Source organism: Macrococcus epidermidis (genome assembly GCF_024205965.1).
Taxonomy (GTDB): Bacteria; Bacillota; Bacilli; order Staphylococcales; family Staphylococcaceae; genus Macrococcoides; species Macrococcoides epidermidis.
Genome location: NZ_CP073819.1, coordinates 1,101,178 through 1,121,089, shown reverse-complemented (window position 1 = coordinate 1,121,089; position 19,912 = coordinate 1,101,178). Strand labels below are relative to the sequence as shown.

At 35.8% G+C, this 19,912-nt stretch carries 21 protein-coding genes; all 21 read right to left on the bottom strand.

Going from position 1 to position 19,912, the window contains the following annotated elements; all coding sequences use genetic code 11:
• Positions 1-6: 6 nt before the first annotated feature.
• Complete coding sequence (gene rplS / locus KFV12_RS05930; RefSeq protein ID WP_096076732.1) at positions 7-357, bottom strand: 50S ribosomal protein L19; 351 nt, start codon at positions 355-357, stop codon at positions 7-9.
• A gap of 128 nt (positions 358-485) precedes the next feature.
• Positions 486-1,211 carry a tRNA (guanosine(37)-N1)-methyltransferase TrmD gene (trmD, locus tag KFV12_RS05925; RefSeq protein WP_254257544.1) on the bottom strand — a complete coding sequence of 242 codons (726 nt, stop codon included), beginning with the start codon at positions 1,209-1,211 and terminating at the stop codon, positions 486-488.
• Positions 1,208-1,708, bottom strand: a complete 501-nt coding sequence (rimM, locus tag KFV12_RS05920) for a ribosome maturation factor RimM (protein WP_111714618.1) — start codon at positions 1,706-1,708, stop codon at positions 1,208-1,210. Before rimM ends, trmD begins: the two co-directional genes overlap by 4 nt.
• 52 nt (positions 1,709-1,760) lie before the next feature.
• Positions 1,761-1,988, bottom strand: coding sequence for a KH domain-containing protein (locus KFV12_RS05915; RefSeq protein WP_096076735.1), 228 nt, complete (start codon positions 1,986-1,988; stop codon positions 1,761-1,763).
• Between the two features lie 5 nt (positions 1,989-1,993).
• Positions 1,994-2,269: a 30S ribosomal protein S16 gene (gene rpsP / locus KFV12_RS05910; protein ID WP_099577672.1), complete on the bottom strand. Its 276-nt coding sequence runs from the start codon at positions 2,267-2,269 to the stop codon at positions 1,994-1,996.
• A 149-nt stretch (positions 2,270-2,418) separates the two neighbouring features.
• Complete coding sequence (ffh, locus tag KFV12_RS05905; protein WP_111714617.1) at positions 2,419-3,771, bottom strand: signal recognition particle protein; 1,353 nt, start codon at positions 3,769-3,771, stop codon at positions 2,419-2,421.
• A 13-nt stretch (positions 3,772-3,784) separates the two neighbouring features.
• Positions 3,785-4,126, bottom strand: a complete 342-nt coding sequence (locus tag KFV12_RS05900; protein WP_239242632.1) for a putative DNA-binding protein — start codon at positions 4,124-4,126, stop codon at positions 3,785-3,787.
• The gene (gene ftsY, locus KFV12_RS05895; protein ID WP_254257543.1) at positions 4,119-5,384 is read right to left on the bottom strand and encodes a signal recognition particle-docking protein FtsY; all 1,266 of its coding nucleotides are present in this window, start codon (positions 5,382-5,384) and stop codon (positions 4,119-4,121) included. The genes KFV12_RS05900 and ftsY overlap by 8 nt, the downstream gene beginning before the upstream one ends.
• Positions 5,384-8,971, bottom strand: coding sequence for a chromosome segregation protein SMC (gene smc, locus KFV12_RS05890; RefSeq protein ID WP_254257542.1), 3,588 nt, complete (start codon positions 8,969-8,971; stop codon positions 5,384-5,386). Before smc ends, ftsY begins: the two co-directional genes overlap by 1 nt.
• 1 nt (position 8,972) lies before the next feature.
• A complete protein-coding gene (rnc, locus tag KFV12_RS05885) occupies positions 8,973-9,698 on the bottom strand; it encodes a ribonuclease III (RefSeq protein ID WP_302054733.1) in 726 nt (241 codons plus the stop codon).
• Between the two features lie 128 nt (positions 9,699-9,826).
• Positions 9,827-10,060 carry an acyl carrier protein gene (locus KFV12_RS05880; RefSeq protein WP_096076743.1) on the bottom strand — a complete coding sequence of 78 codons (234 nt, stop codon included), beginning with the start codon at positions 10,058-10,060 and terminating at the stop codon, positions 9,827-9,829.
• Between the two features lie 40 nt (positions 10,061-10,100).
• The gene (fabG, locus tag KFV12_RS05875; RefSeq protein WP_111714612.1) at positions 10,101-10,835 is read right to left on the bottom strand and encodes a 3-oxoacyl-[acyl-carrier-protein] reductase; all 735 of its coding nucleotides are present in this window, start codon (positions 10,833-10,835) and stop codon (positions 10,101-10,103) included.
• The gene (fabD, locus tag KFV12_RS05870; RefSeq protein WP_111714611.1) at positions 10,826-11,737 is read right to left on the bottom strand and encodes an ACP S-malonyltransferase; all 912 of its coding nucleotides are present in this window, start codon (positions 11,735-11,737) and stop codon (positions 10,826-10,828) included. The genes fabG and fabD overlap by 10 nt, the downstream gene beginning before the upstream one ends.
• Entirely contained in the window at positions 11,730-12,713 is a 984-nt protein-coding gene (plsX, locus tag KFV12_RS05865; RefSeq protein WP_111714610.1) for a phosphate acyltransferase PlsX, read from the bottom strand. The genes fabD and plsX overlap by 8 nt, the downstream gene beginning before the upstream one ends.
• Positions 12,706-13,278 (bottom strand): transcription factor FapR, encoded by a 573-nt coding sequence (gene fapR / locus KFV12_RS05860; RefSeq protein WP_111714609.1) that lies wholly within the window; start codon positions 13,276-13,278, stop codon positions 12,706-12,708. The genes plsX and fapR overlap by 8 nt, the downstream gene beginning before the upstream one ends.
• Positions 13,279-13,390: 112 nt before the next feature.
• Complete coding sequence (locus KFV12_RS05855; protein WP_111714608.1) at positions 13,391-14,062, bottom strand: class A sortase; 672 nt, start codon at positions 14,060-14,062, stop codon at positions 13,391-13,393.
• Between the two features lie 10 nt (positions 14,063-14,072).
• Positions 14,073-16,112 (bottom strand): ATP-dependent DNA helicase RecG, encoded by a 2,040-nt coding sequence (gene recG, locus KFV12_RS05850; RefSeq protein WP_254257541.1) that lies wholly within the window; start codon positions 16,110-16,112, stop codon positions 14,073-14,075.
• Complete coding sequence (sdaAA, locus tag KFV12_RS05845; RefSeq protein WP_111714606.1) at positions 16,087-16,971, bottom strand: L-serine ammonia-lyase, iron-sulfur-dependent, subunit alpha; 885 nt, start codon at positions 16,969-16,971, stop codon at positions 16,087-16,089. Before sdaAA ends, recG begins: the two co-directional genes overlap by 26 nt.
• Positions 16,972-16,981: 10 nt before the next feature.
• Positions 16,982-17,647 carry an L-serine ammonia-lyase, iron-sulfur-dependent subunit beta gene (gene sdaAB, locus KFV12_RS05840; RefSeq protein WP_111714605.1) on the bottom strand — a complete coding sequence of 222 codons (666 nt, stop codon included), beginning with the start codon at positions 17,645-17,647 and terminating at the stop codon, positions 16,982-16,984.
• 122 nt (positions 17,648-17,769) lie between these two features.
• Positions 17,770-19,413 (bottom strand): DAK2 domain-containing protein, encoded by a 1,644-nt coding sequence (locus KFV12_RS05835; protein ID WP_254257634.1) that lies wholly within the window; start codon positions 19,411-19,413, stop codon positions 17,770-17,772.
• Between the two features lie 10 nt (positions 19,414-19,423).
• Positions 19,424-19,798, bottom strand: coding sequence for an Asp23/Gls24 family envelope stress response protein (locus KFV12_RS05830; RefSeq protein ID WP_096076753.1), 375 nt, complete (start codon positions 19,796-19,798; stop codon positions 19,424-19,426).
• Positions 19,799-19,912 lie beyond the last annotated feature (114 nt).

Here is a 19,912-nt window from a genome sequence, read left to right as displayed (position 1 = left end):
CTTCTATTAACGAATTTCTTTAATACGAGCAGCTTTACCACGAAGGCTACGTAAGTAATAAAGTTTCGCACGACGTACTTTACCACGACGTAATACTTCAATTTTCTCGATTTTAGGTGTGTGTACAGGGAATGTACGCTCAACACCAACACCGTAAGAAATCTTACGAACCGTGAAAGTTTCAGAAATTCCGCCACCGCGACGTTTAATGACAACACCTTCGAAAACCTGGATACGTTCGCGAGATCCCTCAACGATACGTACGTGTACTTTTAAAGTATCACCAGGACGGAATGATGGTAAGTCTGTACGCAATTGGTCTTTTGTAATTGCATCGATTAATACATTATTTGACATATTATTCTTCTCCTTCTACCTATGTTCTTAAGGCTCAGCTCAGCGGATCATAGTGATTTATGTGTTTTTCACACTTTTATAAGTATACTAGGTTACATAATACAAGTCAATATATTTTTTATATTATCCTACTTATTATCTTTCAATTCTTTTAATATTTTTAAATCTTGCTCGGTTAAAGGATAAGTTTCTAACAAATCTGGACGACGTTCAAACGTTCTTTTTAAAGATGCTTTATGACGCCATTCTGCAATGCGTTTATGATCGCCGCTCATTAATACGTCTGGCACCTTTAACCCTTGAAATTCTGCCGGTCTTGTATATTGAGGATGCTCCAGTAGACCGCTTGAAAATGAGTCATCTTCATGAGATACTTCATTACCCAATACTTCCGGTATTAACCGAACAATCGCATCTGTCATTGTTATCGCTGCATATTCTCCACCTGTTAATACAAAGTCTCCTAAAGAAATTTCATCTGTTACGAGTTCTGTTCGAATACGCTCATCATATCCTTCATAATGACCACAAATAAATACAAGATGGTCTGCATGTGCTAATTCCTCTGCTTTAGCCTGATCAAAACGTTTTCCTTGTGGACACATTAATATGACACGTGTCTTATCAGTTTTGTCAAGATGATCCATCGCATTGAAGATTGGTTCTGGTTTTAACACCATCCCTTGCCCTCCACCATATGGATAATCATCAACTTGATGATGTTTATTGTTTGAATAATCTCTAAAGTTAATAGTATTGAATTGAATGATGCCCTTATCCTGTGAACGTTTCATAATGGAATGATTTAATATTTCAAACATTTCTGGAAAAAGTGTTAAGTAATCAATTCTCACGATAAGAGACCTTCCATCGCTTCTATTGTAATACGTTTATTTTCAATATCAATTTCTTTTACGACATCTTCAATATATGGAATAAGATGTTCTTTTTCTCCACGAATTACCCAAACATCATTTGCACCTGTTTCAAAAATATCTGTCACTTTACCGATTGATACACCATCATTAAAAACTTCACACCCAATGATGTCGCTATAATAATATTCATTTTCTTCTAAAGGAAGTGATGCAGTATCTACATCCTGATAAACATCAAGACCTTTATATTGTTCAACGTCATTAATATTATTAATGCCAACGAATGCGACCATATGAAAGTTCTTATGCACACGATACGACTTAATTGTAAGTTCTACTGTTTCATCTTTAAAAGGAATCAATAATACTTTACCGGGCTGAAACCGTTCTTCAGCAAAATCAGATGCTGATAATATTTTAACCTCACCTTTAACACCATGCATATTTACAATCTTTCCAACATTTACATTCATTAAGATTACCTCCACTCATCCTCATAAAAAAAGAGTACCAAAAATGGCACTCTTAATCAATTTCTACAAACACTTTCTTACTTGACTCGTTATTAGACCCTGAAACGACCGTTCGAATCGCTTTCGCAATACGTCCATGTTTACCTATTACTTTTCCAACATCATCTGAATGTAGAATTAAATGATAGGTAATACTCGTTGCATGTTCTTCTTTTTCAATCTTAATATCTTGCGGATGATCGACGAGTGGTTCAATAATCGTTTGTAATAATTTTTCCATCGGAATTACTTCGCGATTTTTTGGTTATGGAATTTTTCCATGATACCTTGTCCAGACAAGATATTACGTACTGTATCAGTAGGTTTAGCACCTTCTGCTAACCATTTTAAAGCTAACTCTTCATTAACTTTAATTTCAGCTTCTGGTTTAGCAACTGGATTATAAGTTCCGATTGCTTCGATGATACGTCCGTCACGAGGTGCACGAGCGTCTGCTACTACGATACGATAGAATGGGTTTCTTTTTGATCCCATACGAGTTAAACGAATTTTTACTGCCATAATTAAATCTCTCCATTTCATAACTTTCTACAAGAATTAATAATAACAGACTCCCTCCAACCTGTAAAGTATTTTTTCTTTACAAAATTATATTTTTTTATCTAAATTCAAAAAAGAATGAAACAGATAACGTTTCATTCCTTTATTGATTAAAATGGTAAATTCATACCTGCAAATGGATTTTTGCCTTTTTTACCTTTTTTCATTCCGCTAAACTGCTTCATCATTTTCTTCATCTCATCAAATTGTTTAATCAGTTTGTTTACTTCCGATAAACTGCGTCCTGAGCCTTTAGCGATACGTTTTTTACGACTCACATTGATGATTGCCGGATTTTCACGCTCTTCTTTTGTCATGCTTCGAATAATCGCCTGAATATGATCGATTTGCTTTGGATTCATATTCAGCTGATTAACTTGCTTCATCTTATTTGCACCTGGTATCATTTTAAGCAGATCATCTAAAGGTCCAAGTGCTTTCACTTGCTCCAGCTGATCGAGAAAATCATCAAAAGTAAATGATGACGTACGCATCTTTTGTTCTAATTCTTTTGCTTTCGATTCATCAACCTGAGATTGAGCCTTTTCGATTAAGCTTAATACATCACCCATACCTAAAATACGTGATGCCATACGTTCAGGATGGAAAGGTTCTAAGCCGTCCATCTTCTCACTCATACCAACAAACTTAATAGGTTTTTGCGTAACACTTCTAATAGAAAGCGCCGCACCACCACGTGTATCTCCATCAAGTTTAGTTAAGGTAACACCTGTAACATCTAATTGCCCATCAAAACTTTCAGCAACATTTACTGCATCCTGACCGGTCATAGAATCTACAACGAGCATTATTTCATCAGGTTTCGCTACTTCTTTAACATCTACAAGTTCCTGCATCAGCTTTTCATCAATATGCAGTCGACCTGCAGTATCAATAATCACAAAATCAAGATGTTCCTCTTTTGCATGTTGTAATGCGCGTTCTGTAATTTCAGCAGGAGATACTTGATCACCTAAAGTAAATACAGGTATATCGATTTGCTTACCTACTGTTTGTAACTGCTGGATTGCTGCTGGTCTATAAATATCACAGGCAACAAGTAAAGGTTTTTTATTATATTTCTTTCTCATTAATAGTGCAAGTTTCCCTGCAGTTGTCGTTTTACCTGCCCCCTGCAAACCGACCATCATAACTACTGTCGGTGGTTTCTTACTCATATTAATCTGAGTGTTTTCTCCACCCATCAATGTTGTTAATTCATCCTGTACAATCTTAATGACTTGTTGTCCAGGTGTTAAAGAACTCATAACATCTGAACCTAACGCACGTTCAGAAACAGTTGCAACGAACTGCTTTACAACTTTAAAGTTAACGTCTGCCTCAAGCAATGCTAAACGTACTTCACGCATCATCACTTTTATATCCGCTTCAGTAACTTTACCTTTTCCTTTAATTTTCTGCATTGTAGCCTGGAGTCGATCTGATAATCCTTCAAAAGCCATACAATGACCCCCCTCATTCTATTTTCTGTAATGCTTCAATATATTGATTAATCTTCTCTTTGTTAATTGTTGCCTTTGCTAATTCAGTATGAATGCTATTAATTAATTGTTGTCTTTGTTCAAATTTTTCATATAAGCCTAGACGCGTCTCATAATCTTCTAATAATTCGTCAGTACGTCTAATATTATCATAAACAGCCTGACGTGACACATTAAAAGTTTCTGCAATTTCAGAAAGTGATTCATCCAGTAAGTAATAACGCTCCAAATAATTACGCTGTTTATCTGTTAATAATGACTGATAAAAATCAAACAAATAATTCATGCGCATCGTTTTAACTAAATCACTACTCATCTCGAGCATCCTTTAAAACTTCTGCTGCTTTGTTTTCTTCATCTGTAGATTGTTCAATCATATCAGCAAATAATCCGTATACATAACTTTCTGCATCAAAAGGTTGCAGGTCATCCAGCTTTTCTCCTAATCCGACAAACTTAACAGGAATGTGTAATTCATTACGTATAGCAAGTACGATACCACCTTTTGCAGTACCATCTAATTTGGTCAATACGATACCTGACACATCTGTTACTTCTTTAAAAGCTTTCGCTTGAACTAAAGCATTTTGTCCGGTCGTCGCATCAAGTGCTAATAATACTTCATGTGGTGCACCTGGTACTGCTTTTGATAATACTTTCTTTACTTTTTCAAGCTCTGTCATTAAGTTCGCTTTATTTTGCAAACGACCTGCCGTATCACAAATTAAAATGTCTGCACCGCGGTTCTTCGCAGCATTTACAGCATCATACATAACAGCCGCTGGATCTGATCCTTCTTTCTGTTTAATGACTTCGACACCAACACGGTCTCCCCATACTTGTAATTGTTCAATGGCACCGGCACGGAAAGTGTCTCCTGCTGCAAGCATTACTTGCTTACCTTGCGCTTTATAGCGGTGCGCGAGCTTACCGATTGTTGTCGTTTTACCAACACCGTTTACCCCAACCATTAAAATAACAGTTAACTCGCCTTCCTGAATATTCATCTTTTGAAGTTCATCGTCTTCCTGCTCGTAAATTTCTACAATTTTTTCAACAATAACTTCACGTAAATCTGCAGTTTCAGTGATATTCTGGCGTTTTGCTTCCATACGTAATGATTCTACAAGTTCCATCACTGTATTAAATCCAACGTCCGCCTGAATTAACATTTCTTCCAATGCCTCGAAGAAATCTTCATCTACAGTACGATACATCGCTAATAAATCATTTAATTTATTCTGGAAGTTTTCACGAGATTTCTCTAAACCTTCTCGGAATTTCGCACCAAGTTGTTGTGATTCCCATTCTTCGAACTCTTCTATAGAGATTAAATCATCATCTTCAAAGTCAAATTCCCAACCAGTAGAATGTTTCTTAGGTGCTGACTTTGTTTCTTGCTGTGGCTGTTCAAATACATCTACCGGTTTATGATCGTACGTTTTCGTTTGACTCTCGCTTTGGGGATCGATATCCTGCGTTCCAATATCATCTAATGGTTGCAGGTCATCTTGTAAATTTTTCGGTTCCTCTTTTGCGACGAATCTATCTTTAAGTTTCTTAAAAAAACTCATTATTTAGTCAGCTCCTTTAGTTTTTTATCATCTAAATCTTTTAAATTCACGCTTACAAGTTGTGTTATTCCAGAGTTTTGCATCGTAACACCATATAAACGATCGCTTTTTTCCATCGTACCTTTTCGATGCGTAATTACGATAAACTGCGTATCTTGTGTTAAAGTATTCAGAAAATCAGCAAATCGATTAACATTTGCTTCATCAAGTGCCGCTTCTACTTCATCTAGTATAACAAATGGCGCGCTTCTTGCCTGTAAAATTGAGAATAATAATACAATCGCAGTCAGCGCTCGTTCCCCACCTGATAAAAGACTTAAATTTTGACGACGTTTCCCTGGCGGCTCAACAAATATGTCAATACCCGCAGTGAGTACATCTTCACTTGTAAGTTGTAATAATCCCGTACCGCCACCAAACAACTGTTTGAATATACGTTCAAAGGCACGAGATACAGTTTCAAACGTCTCCATAAAACGAACAGAAACTGTCTCATCCATTTCATGAATAATTGATTCTAAATTTGCTTTCGCTTCTAATAAGTCCGCTTCCTGGTTTGTTAAAAATTCATAACGTTCACCGACTGTCTTATATTGCTCTATCGCATTTAAATTAACATTACCTAGTTCTTCGATTGAAATCTTCGTTAAACGTACACGCTTACGTAGATGTTCTAGATCTGTCTGGAAGACATCCTCTACACCAAGTGTTTCCCAAACATAATCTTTTGCTGATTCAAATGTCATCTGATATTGCTCAAGTAAATGATTAATCAGGTTGTCCAGTAGAACATTTAATCTGGAATGCTTTCCTTTTAATTCACCTACTCCATTCTCAATACCACTAATCTGACGCAATAATTCATTATATTCTTTATCCATATTATCAATGGATGATGCAAGTTCAGATAAATTTTCATCTTCAGTCTGCATACGCGACTCAATTGCTAATTTTTCTTCAGATAATGTTCTTAATGTTTCTTCTTTAGCAATAATCTCCTGCTCAACAGCTGCTACATTTATTTGATTTGCATCCAGATGAAGCGCATCTATTTCAGCTTGTACATCTTTGATTTGAGCTATACGTTCATTTAATATATCAGTTTGATGCGTAATCTTCGTTGTTAATACTGCAAGTTCATTTTTCAAATCATTAATATTATCATTTAATTTTTTTTCAATCGACTTCTTGTCGCTCGCATTATTATTAAAATTTTGAATACGTGCATTTAAATTAACCAGTTCTAATTCGATTGCCTTTATCGTTTCGCGATGCACTTTAATAAGCCGTTGTCTAGAAGCAATGTATTCAGACTCTTTCATTAATGATTCCACTTCTTCATGCATCACTTTTAGTCGGCGTTCTTTTGCAGTAGCTTCTTCTAATGACAATTTCAGTTGATGCACATCATCACGCAATGTTTCGCCATCAATACGCAACTGGTTCACTTTCATTTCTTCAGTTGTTATCATTTCTGATAAAGTATCAACCTGCTTTTTAAGTTGCTCTGTAGATGCTCTAAATTCTGCAAGTTGATTTGTTATCACTTGTAAATCATTTCGTGCTGTTAAAGCTTGCGTCGGTTTATTTTTACTTCCTCCAGACATTGATCCGCCTGGATTAACAATATCCCCATCTAATGTTACGATACGATATTTAAACCCGATGGCTCTGGCGATTTCATTAGCATGCTTCAAAGTATCACAAACAAGTACATTTCCTGATACATTATCAATAATTGATTGATATGTTTGCTCTGTGTGAATCAGTTCATTCAGAGTATTAATAAAACCTGGCATATTGTTTACCATTTGACGGACTTCGAGTGTGATTGATCTCGGTTTAATCACTGAGAGCGGTAAAAATGTTGCTCTGCCATACTTTTTATCGCGTAAAAATTGAATTGCTGCACGTCCCGCCTGTTCATCATCTACGATAATATGTTGTAAGCTAGCACTAAGTGCACTATCTAACGCATCATTATATTGTGCATCTATTTCAATGACATCTAATACAGTAGTGTGGATACCATTTAATTGATCTTTATGCTTCAACAATATACGTACGCCTTGATAATAGCCTTGATACTCTTCCTGCATTAACGTTAAACGTTCTCTTTTACGCTCTAAATCTTCAATATAACGGCGTGCTTGTGAATATTTTTCGCGCACGGTATTATATTCTGCTTTCCTGGATTCTATATTAGAAAGAGCCTGTTTATATTCTTCTCGCAATTTATCAAGGTCATTTGTCTTGGATGTAATTGTATTGTTCAAATGTCCTATTGTTTGCTGAATTGCTTCAAAGTCTTGTTCTACATTATTATTGACAGTTTGTTGTTTCGATTGTTTCTGATTAAATTGCTCGACTTCTTTTTCAATAAGTTTTATTTCATTCGACAGTGCAGTTTGCTCGCTTAACTTTTCATAATAGCTATCACGTGTTTCATCAATCAACGTTTCGTTATCTAAATCTAGTTCTGTTAATTTCTTTTGTTGCGCTTTTAATTGACGATCTAACGCTTTCTTATTCACCGATAAAGTTTGAATCTTCGTCTCGATTTCTTCTTTTCGTGCTAATTCATTTGTTAACTGTTCATTATATTTTTTTAAACGTTCGTTTCGTTTCGCTGAAGATTCATTCTGGTTGGTTAAACGTTCTTTTAGAACGTTTACCTGACCGATATATCGTTCAATTTGTTCAGTCGTTGAGAGAAGCGATTGATTCAAAGTATGAATGCTTTCCTGAAGTGCTTTTCTTTGTGATTTATAGTGTGATAACCTTTCATTAATACGCTCACTTTTTTCTTTTTTAAACTGAATCAAACCATTAAATTCATTGATTTCATCTTCATATTTCGTAAAGTCTTGTCGCGTCGTTTCAATATCAGCAATTGTCACTTGTATATCTGCATCTTTCATTTCTTCAGAAAGTGCTAAGTATTCTTCAGCGATACTGGCTTCAATCTTTAAAGGTTCCACTCTATCTTTTAGGTCGTAGATGATATCATGCACACGCAATAAATTATTATTCGTATCTTCGAGTTTGGATTCTGTTTCTTTTTTGCGTTTTTTATACTTTAATACACCAGCCGCTTCTTCAATTAATTGTCTGCGTTCTTCTGGTTTTGCGTTTAATACTTGATCGACTTTCCCTTGTGAGATCATGCTGAATGCATCTCGTCCTAATCCACTATCCAAAAATAATTCCGTCACATCTTTTAAACGGCTTTTTTGTTTATTTAATAAGTATTCACTGTCACCATTACGATATAATTTACGCGTTACTTCTACAATATCAGCATCTATGTTTAACATGCGTTTGTGATTATCCATTGTAAGTGTAACTTCAGCATAATTTTGTGGCTTTCTATCCTGTGCACCCGAGAATATTACATCTTCCATCTTCGCACCACGTAAACTCTTAGCTGATTGTTCACCTAACACCCATTTAATTGCATCAGTAATGTTACTTTTTCCTGAACCGTTTGGTCCAACTATTGCTGTTACACCCGAATCGAAATTAACAGTTGTCTTATCTGCAAATGATTTAAAGCCATATGCAGAGACTTGTTTCAAATAAACCATATTACGCTCCTGCCATCAGAATTGCTAACGCATCCTGCGCCGCTTTCTGTTCTGATTCTTTCTTCGTTCTTCCGCTTCCGATACCTAAACGCTCACCTTCGATGCAGACAACCGAAGTAAACGTTTTAAAGTGTGCCGGACCTTCTTCACTAATCAATTGATATGTCACCTGAACATTTTTCGTCTTATGAATATATTCCTGTAAAAATGTCTTATGATCTAATATGCCTTCAATTAAGTCTTCAGTAATATTCGGAAAAATAAACTGGTTGAAAAACTTTAACGTTGCATCATACCCTAAATCTAAATATAATGCACCAACGAAAGCCTCAAATACGTCAGCAATTAAAGATGGACGGGTTCTGCCACCAGTTTTTTCTTCTCCTTTACCAAGAAGGATCAATTGATCAAATCCTAATTGTTTCGCAAATGTCACAAGTGAAGGTTCACATACGATTGCTGCACGTAACTTCGTTAATTTACCCTCTGGTAAATGACTGTGCTCTTTGTATAAATATTGTGAGACCACCAATTCTAACACCGCATCACCTAAAAATTCTAAACGCTCGTTATCATTCACTTTATCTAGTTTAAAATCATTGATGAAACTAGAATGTGAAAATGCCTGCGTATAAATCGTGATGTCTTGAGGTACAATATCCAGCATTTCAAACGTTATGTTAATTTTTTTCTTAAACTTCTCAATAATTGCTAGTCTTTTGTTCATTTTTTTCCTCCTTTTTCAAGTAATACTCTTTATATTTTACGTTAAAACGATTTATAAAAAAAGCAATATATGAGATTTCTAAAAAAATCCTATAGCACTAAAATATTAGTGTTATAGGATTGATATGATTAAGCCTCTAAAGATTCAATGTATTTAACTGCATCACCAACTGTGTTGATTTTTTCAGCTTCTTCATCCGGAATTTCCATTCCAAATTGATCTTCTAATTCCATTACTAATTCAGCGATATCTAAAGAATCAGCACCTAAATCATCTTTAAATGAAGCATTTTCAGTAACTTTATCCGCATCAACGCCTAAGCGGTCAACGATGATTTCTTTTACTTTGTCGAAGTTTTCCATGTGTTTCACCTCCTTAAAATATCCTATATTATTTTACCCCTTAGTTCATAAACATGCCACCATTTACGTGTAATGTCTGACCCGTGATATATTTTGCTTTATTACTTGCAAGGAAGCTCACTGCCTCAGCGATATCATTCACTTCACCAAGGGTACCGAGTGGAATTTGCTGTTTCATACCTTCTACTAAATCTGCACCTAATTTATCTGTCATATCACTTACAATAAAACCAGGAGCTACAGCATTTACTCGCACGCCACGACTAGCAAACTCACGAGCAAATGTTTTCGTTAAACCTTCAACACCTGCTTTACTTGCAACATAGTTCGCTTGTCCGGCATTACCCAAAGCACCAACAACACTACTCATATTAATAATGACGCCTGATCGTTGCTTAAGCATTTGTCGTGTTACCGATTGCACAACGTTAAATACACCTTTTAAATTTGTCGCAATAACATCATCAAAATCTTCGGCTTTCATACGCATCGTTAAATTGTCACGTGTTATCCCTGCATTATTGACAACGACATCAATCGAACCAAAAGTTTCAATTGCAATACGTATCATTTCTTTCACTTCTTCAGCATCACTGACATTCGCTTTAACAGCAATCGCTTTTTGTCCTAATGCTTCAATCTTTGCCACAACCGCTTCTGCACGTTCCTGATTCCCTGAATAGTTTACGAGAACATCGAATCCATCCTCAGCAAGTTTAATTGCAGTTGCTTCACCTATTCCTCTTGAACTTCCTGTTACGATTGCTAATGCCATGACTTCACCTCATTGATTTGTTCAAGTGTATCCACTTGTATCGTAATTACATTTCTATCTATCTTTCGCACTAATCCAGATAATACTTTTCCTGGACCTACTTCTATAAATGTATCTGCATTTTGAGCCAGCAAATATGCTATAGAAGCGGTAAACTCAACTGGAGAATACAATTGTTTCACTAAATTTGCTTTGATTTCGTCTTTATCCGTTACAGGTAATGCTGTCACATTCTGGATAACTGGAATTGATGCATCACTAAAATCAATTGTATCCAAAAATGCACTAAACTCACTTTCAATAACTTTCATTAAGCTTGAGTGAAACGGACCTGTAACATTTAAAGGAATAATCTTCTTAATTTGATGTTCAGCTTTCGATTCAACTAATTTATCGATCAATGTCTTATGACCTGCAACGACGATTTGACCTGGACAATTTAAGTTTGCAATATCTAGCTTTTCGCTGTCATTTGATAATAATTGACATGCTTTTTCAATAACATCTCGGTCAGTCCCCATTATTGCTGCCATAGATCCTACGCCCGGAGGAAATGCAGATTGCATCAATTGACCACGTTTACGTACGATGCGTACAGCATCTATCGGTGAAATGACTTCTGCTGCAACAAGTGCTGCATATTCACCTAAACTATGTCCTATTACATAATCAGCATTTAACTGCGCAAGTTTCATTGCTGCTATACTATGCATGACAATTGCAGGTTGTGTATTTTCTGTCTCAGCTAATCTTTCTCCACTCTCCATGATTGCAATAATATCTTCATCAAGAGCTGCATTTAAGTCATTTAATAACGACTTACCTGTAGCATCATGATAGATATCATTTGCCATACCAGTGTACTGTGAGCCTTGTCCAGGGAACATCAATACTTTACTCATCTGTTCCTACCTCTTTCGTTAATGTTGATACAACATCTTCTTGAACGGCAAGTCGAGCCTGGCGCAGTGCATTGTAAATCGCGACTTTATCACTAGAGCCATGCGCTTTTATTACAAGACCATTCACACCAAACAATACAGCTCCTCCATACTCAGAATAATCCATCTTACCTTTTAGTTTTGCCAAATCGTTCTTTATAATTGCTGTTGCGAGTTTATTTTTAGTACTGCTTGTTAACGTTTGTTTTAACATTTTAAAAATATTGTTAGCTGTACCTTCTAATGTTTTTAATATAATATTTCCGGTAAAACCATCTGTTACCACGATATCTGCCGTACTATTCAATAGCGTTTTAGGCTCAACATTGCCGATAAAATTTATTGAAGTTTCTGCTTTTAATAATGCAAATGTTTCTTTCGTTAATGTATTTCCTTTTTTATCTTCAGTACCAATATTGGCTAATCCAATTGTCGGGTTAGCAATTTTACGATTTGCTTTCGCATAGATATTCGCCATCTTTGCATATTGTACTAGATGTTCAGGTTTTGCATCAGCATTTGCTCCCATATCAAGTAGCATGAAGCCTTTATTATCAATTGTCGGCATTGTCATCGCTAAGGCTGGACGCTCTATACCTTTAATACGGCCGACAATAAATAATCCTGCTGACATTAATGCACCAGTATTACCTGCTGAAACACATGCATCCGCTGTTTTTAACTTAACGGCTTCTGCAGCACGTACCATCGATGCATCTTTCTTTCTACGTACTGATCGCACCGGTTCATCATCCATCGTAATTTGTTCTGAACAAGCAATAAATTTAAAATTATCATGTTTAATCGTATTATATTCTGGTAAGCCATATCCCTGAATCTCAACATCATTAAACGTTTTTAAGAAAAGTTCAATACCGTCCAATACTACTTGAGGAGCATCGTCTCCACCCATCAAATCAACTGCTATTTTAATCATTTATCTCATCCTCACCTGTATAATACATTTCAAATTGTCCGGTAAATACCGTCGTCTGTTTAACTGTACTTACAACTTCGATTTTAGCACGTTTATTTCCTTTCGAGATAACGGTAGCTTTTGTAATGACACGATCTCCTAGCTTTACAGGTTTCTTAAAATTAATTTCACTCTTAGCTGTAAGTGCTAATTCGTCGTTAATCACAGCTACACATAATGAATTAGCTTGTGCAAATAAGTAATGTCCACGTGCAATCTTATTTCTATAAAATACGTGTTCGTCTTTTATATCAAGTATAGAGATAGCAGATTTATCAAGTTCCAGATCAATGACTTCACCAATAATTTCATCTATTGGTAATGCACGTACCTCGTCTCGTTGTTTTACTGCTACATCTTTAATACGTTCGCGTAGTTCCGGAATATTTTGTTCTAATCGATCTAATCTAATTGTCTGGATACTCACATTGAGATCACGACTCAAGTCTTCATCGGTCAAAAAAGGGTCCTCATTAAGTCGTTTCGTGAGTTCTGACTGACGGTCTTTTTTATTTAGTTTTTTCATATATACAAATCCTTTTAGTAGTTGGTCTTAGTACTAGTAAATATAACACAACTGTTATTTTAACTGCAACTTTTTATACAAAAAAAGACCAGACTTGAATGTCTGATCTCTATTATGCAGCTTTTTTAGTATTTGATTTTTGTGGTGCTTTTACTTTTTCACCATTCTCTTCATATAACTTTGCTTTAAAAATCATGCGTTCACTAAAAAGCATACGCTGTGGATCATAATTATCACACGTGATTAAAGTAAGTTCCTGTAGTGCGTTTTTCTTTTCATCTAATACACCAACCTGTGTCGGTTTTACGTTAAAGATTTTATAGATACGGTACTTTTTAATTCCATCACGTGACTGCAGAATGACAGTATCTCCTACTTTGGCGCGATCTAAATAATTGAATCGTATCCCTGCACCTTCCACTCTATGGCCAGCGATTGCTACATTTTGTTCAGATAGCTTTTCTCCTTCTTCAACAAGAGACACACCATTCTTCAAATTCTTTTGTGTTGCTGGTCCTTTAAGTAGCGGTTCATTAATTTTAGCTGCCGGTACCTTTAAGTATCCTAACATATTGGCCTTTAATTTTAATTTATCAGGTTCAGTCTTCGTAATCCATTTTTCCAATTCATTTACTTTAGGTTTATCTTCATTTTTTTCATATGCAGTAATAATCTTTTCGTTTACAATTTCAGTGTAATACTCACGGATATTCTGCCAGAAAAACATAACCAATGCTGCTACAATACATAGTACACCAATAACTCTCAGTAATATTCTTCCCATCATGTGCTCCTTAATCAATTTCTTGTGAATGTATCTCGTCGGTTAATCGTTGTTTTAAAAACGATAATTCAGGTGAATCAATCATTCCGCTTAAAATAATTTCACTTGCTTCATCTCTTGCTACTTCTAACATTCTATAGTCTTCTACAATATTTGCAACTTTAAAATCTGGCAAACCACTTTGTTTCACCCCAAAGAAGTCACCTGGGCCACGCATTTCCAGATCTTTTTCACTTAGAATAAAGCCATCTGTCGTCTGAGTCATTATTTGAAGACGTTCGATACCCGTTTCAGTTTCTGGATTACCTACTAGTATACAATAACTTTGATGACTACTTCTACCTACACGACCTCTTAATTGATGTAATGTTGATAATCCAAATCGCTCTGCATCATAGATAATCATCATTGTAGCGTTCGGAACATTTACACCTACCTCAACGACAGTAGTTGATACGAGAACGTCGATTTCATGATTAGCAAACTGCTGCATAATGCTATCTTTATCTTCGGCTTTCATCTTACCATGCATGAGACCTACACGGTCTTTTCCAAAAATAGCTTGATAAGCCATATATATTTCAGTAGCATTCTTGACATCCAGATGCTCAGATGCTTCAATGAGTGGGCATATGACATATACTTGATGCCCAATCTCTATCTGCCTTTTTGTTTTCTCATAGACAGTGTCTATTGCTTCATGTTTTGCCCATTCAGTAATAATCGGTTTTCTACCTTTAGGCATTTGTTTAATCGTAGATACATCAAGTTGACCAAAGACAGAAATTGCTAAAGTTCGTGGAATAGGTGTAGCTGTCATGAATAATACGTTAGCATTTTCACCTTTTTCGCGTAATAACTTTCTTTGATTCACGCCGAAACGATGCTGTTCATCTGTTATAACGAGGCCAAGATGATGAAAATTTACCGGATCACTAATGAGTGCATGTGTACCCACTAAAACATCTATCTCACCTAAAGCTAATTGTTCAAGAATAATATTTCGACGTTTCCCTTTTATGGATGATGTTAATAGCGCAACATTAACCGTCTCACCGTATAATTCACTTAAACTTTCAGCATGTTGCTCTGCTAAAATTTCAGTTGGAACCATTAATGCACTTTGTAAACCACTTGTTTTAAGTGCATACATTGCTATTGCTGCAACAACCGTCTTTCCTGAACCAACATCTCCCTGCAATAACCGATTCATTCGCATCGGTGATTTTAAATCACGGAATATTTCATTGACAACTTGTTTTTGAGCGTCAGTCAGTTCAAATGGCAACGTTTGAATAAATGTTTTGACGTCATCTATATTATAGCGAATATCACTATTGCTTGATTGATGTTCCTTAAGATGCAGCATACGCATCTTTAACTGAAACAATAATAATTCACAGAAAGCAAATGTTCGTTTTGCCTGTATAAGACGCTCATGAGAAACTGGGAAATGAAGTTCAGCAACTGCTTCTTTAAAATCCCAAAGTTTATATTTTTGTTTTAAATAATCAGGTAAAAATGGTGGCAAATCAGCTGTTAATAACGCATTATGCAATATTTTCTGAAAAGTAGCGCGTTTAATCAGTCCTTTAAGACTATATTGTGGGACAAGATCATCATTTTGGTTGGTCTCTGATAATTTCTTAAAACCAGTACCTTGAATAATTTGTTTACCTCTCATCCACTTACCTGTTATCTTTACTTGTTCACCGACGACAACCTGCGGCTTAATATATAGCTGATTAAAATATTCTACACGTACTGCAACATTATCAACCATGATATGAAAAGATACTTTAGATTTTTTTCTGCCGAAATGTGCAACAGTTGCCTGAGAATAAATTTCTCCGGCAACTGTTATCTTTTCACCATCCATAGCGTCATGAATATTAATTATCGTTTCATCATTGTAACGATATGGTAAATATAATAATAAACTTTCCATATCATATATATTTAATGTATTTAAATGTTCAAGTGTTTTAGGTCCAACACCTTTTAATGTAGCAATCGACTGTTCTTTAATGAGTTGTTGTTTTGCTTCCAAAAATTCTTTCCTTCATTTCCTGGCCAGTCTTAGTGCCTGCAAGACCACCTCTACCAGTCTCACGTAATGCACTTGGCATTGTTTGTCCAATTTTGTACATCGCTTCAATTACTTCATCTGTAGGAATTCTACTCTCAACACCTGCTAATGCCATATCTGCTGAAACGATAGCATTTGATGCACCCGCTGCATTTCGTTTCACACAAGGCACTTCTACAAGACCTGCAACCGGATCACAAACAAGTCCTAACATATTTTTCAGACAGATACTAAATGCATGCGCACTCATTTCAGGTGTTCCACCAGCCATTTCAACAATCGCAGCGGCTGCCATTGCAGCGGCACTACCTACTTCAGCTTGACAACCGCCAGCTGCCCCAGAAATTGAAGCGTTATTAGCCACAATAAATCCAAATGCACCAGTAGTAAATAAAAACTCAATCATCTGTTCACGCGTCGGATTCAGTCTCGTCTTCATAGCAAACAATGTACCCGGAACAACACCTGCACTACCAGCAGTTGGTGTCGCACAGATTAATCCCATCGCAGCATTGACTTCATTAGTTGCAACAGCTTTACTTACAGCATCCAGTAATGTTTCACCGCTTAATGTATTGCCACGCGCTATATATTCACGTAATTTTACAGCATCCATTCCTGTTAGACCTGTCGGACTTTTTACACCATTTAAACCTCTTTCAACAGCTTGCTCCATTACTACGAGATTGCGTTCCATCTTAGCAAATACTTCTTCACGCGTCGCACGAGAAACTTCCATTTCTTGACGTATCATCGCTTCAGATATAGCAATATTTTCAGTTTTACATAGTTCTATTAATGCTTCTACACTATTAAACATATTATCCCCCTTAAGCTTCAGACATTAAAGTAACAGTAGATATGCCATTACATTGTCTAATTTCTTCTATAATTCTTTCGTCAATTAAATCATCAAGTTCACATGTCATTAAGGCAATTTCACCTTTGTTTTTACGAGATACCTGCATTTGACCAACATTTATCTTGTTTGCACCAAGTATTTGTGTCACATTTGCTATTGTACCAAATGAATCCTGATGGAAAACAAGTAATGCCGGATAATTACCTGAAATCGTAATCGGGAAACCGTTTAATGCAACAATTTCAATTTTACCTCCACCGATAGAAATACCTTCTATCGTTAATTCTTTATCTCCATCTTTCATATGGATGACTGCAGTATTCGGATGACTTTTCTCTTCATCCTGCTCAATAAATGTTACGTTTAGACCGGATTGTTTAGCAAGTTCAAGACTTTCGGGAATACGACTGTCATCTGTATCAAAACCAAGCAATCCAGCAACTAATGCAACATCCGTTCCATGTCCTTTATATGTTTCCATAAATGAACCATATAAATAGATGTCAGCTTGAGCAGGTGTTCCACCAAATAAATCTCTTGCAACCAGACCGATTCGAACAGCCCCGGCAGTATGTGATGAAGATGGGCCAACCATTATCGGACCAATAATATCAAAAACACTTCTATATTTCATTTCCATTTCCCCTTTAATTTATATTCATGAATGTTCATTGCTTCCTTATTGTGATAAAATCCGAACAAACTAATCATCCGCATGGATAAATAAGCTGCTCGGATTTTATTTTACAATATGATTTATTCTACAGCGAACATAAAGCTGTAAATCGGTTGTTTACCATCCTGAACTTCCACTTCAACATCTTCATAATGTTCTTCTAGGAACGACTCAATCGCCTGAACATCCGCGTCAGAAGCATCTGCTCCTTTTATAACAGTAACAATTTCTGAGTCTTCATCTAACATAGATTTTAATAATTCAATACACACTTTTTGTTGATTTTTATCAGATACCGTAATTTTACTTTCATTGATACCCATGAAAGCACCTTTTTCAATGTTCACACCATCTATTGAAGTATCTCTTACCGCATACGTTACTGAACCAGATTTAACATTAGACAGCGCATCTGTCATATTTTGTGCATTTTCTTCAATTGAAGCATCAGAATTATATGATAACATTGCTGTTAAACCTTGTGGTATTGTTTTTGACGGTACAACTTTTACAGGAATATCTGTAACTTGAGCTGCTTGTTCAGCAGCCATGATGATATTCTTATTATTCGGTAAAACGATAGCTTCTTTACATCCGCTTTTCTCAATAATCTTAACGATATCCTCAGTTGATGGGTTCATTGTTTGTCCACCACTGATCACATGTGTTGCACCAATTGATTTAAACAGTTCAGTGATACCGTCACCCATAGAAATAGTAATAATTGCTTTTTCTACTTTAGCTGTTTCTTCCTGACGAATACCACGTTTACGCAATACTTCTCTGTGTTGTTCTCGCATATTTTCAATCTTAATTTTAATGATTTCACCATACTGACTACCATATGTTAACGCTTCACCAGGTGTTTCAGAATGGACATGCGTTTTAACAATTTCTTCATCAGAGATTACCAGTAATGAGTCACCGAATTCAGACATATCGTTTCTGAAATCATCTTCATTAAATGGTTTCATACCTGGTTTGAAGCGAACCATAAATTCTGTACAGAATCCAGGAACAATGTCTTCAGTTTTTACAACATCACCAAAGTCATGATCATCATTTATAAAATCATCATCCACTTTACGTGTAACAGGTGCAGCAATCGCTTCACCTTTCATTACGCTCAAGAAACCTTCATAAACATACATTAATCCCTGACCACCACTATCTACAACGCCAACTTCTTTAAGCACTGGTAATAAATCAGGTGTTCGTTGCAATGATGCATTACCTGCACGAACTACTTCTTCCATAACAGCGATGCAATCGTCAGTTTCTTCAGCAACTTTCATTGCACCTTCACTAGCTTCACGCGCAACTGTTAAGATTGTACCTTCAACAGGTTTCATTACTGCTTTATAAGCAGTTTTCACACCCGCTTTAAATGCCTTAGCAAATTTTTTCGCATCGATTTCTTCATCTTGTTCAATATATTTTGAGAAGCCACGGAATAACTGTGAAAGAATTACACCTGAGTTTCCACGTGCTCCCATAAGTAAACCTTTAGAAAATGCGATTCCAACATTACCAATATGTGATTCAATATGTGCTTCAGTTTCTTGAGCACCTGATGTAATTGATAAATTCATATTTGTTCCTGTGTCACCATCTGGTACCGGGAAGACATTTAATGAATCTACATAATCTGCATTTTGAGATAAGTTATTTGCTCCTGTGATAATCATTTCAGCAAATAGCTTGCCGTCAATCGTTTTCATTATATTATCCTCCCTATTCTTCATCGTCCAGTTTAATAACACGTACACCTTGTATATAGATGTTTACTGAATTTACTTTTAAGTTTAATGTTTTTTCTAATGTATATTTAACAGATGATTGAACGTTATTTGCAATTTCAGAAATCTTTGTACCGTATGCAACGATGATATACATATCAACATCTAATACACCATCATTATTCGTTACAATGACACCTTTTGAATAATTATCTCTTCCAACGATATCTGCTATACCGTCTCTTACCTGATGTTTACTCGCCATTCCAATAATGCCATAGCATTCTACTGCAGTACCACCTGCAATTGTAGCAATGACATCACTTGAAATATCAATAGAGCCTAATTCATTTGTTATCTCTAACGTCATAATCCATCCTCCTTATCGTTTTACATTCGTCACATTATTATAATCAATAATTTATGATAATTACAAGAATTCTATTGTATTCTGTGTAATTTATTATAAATGAATAGTAAATCA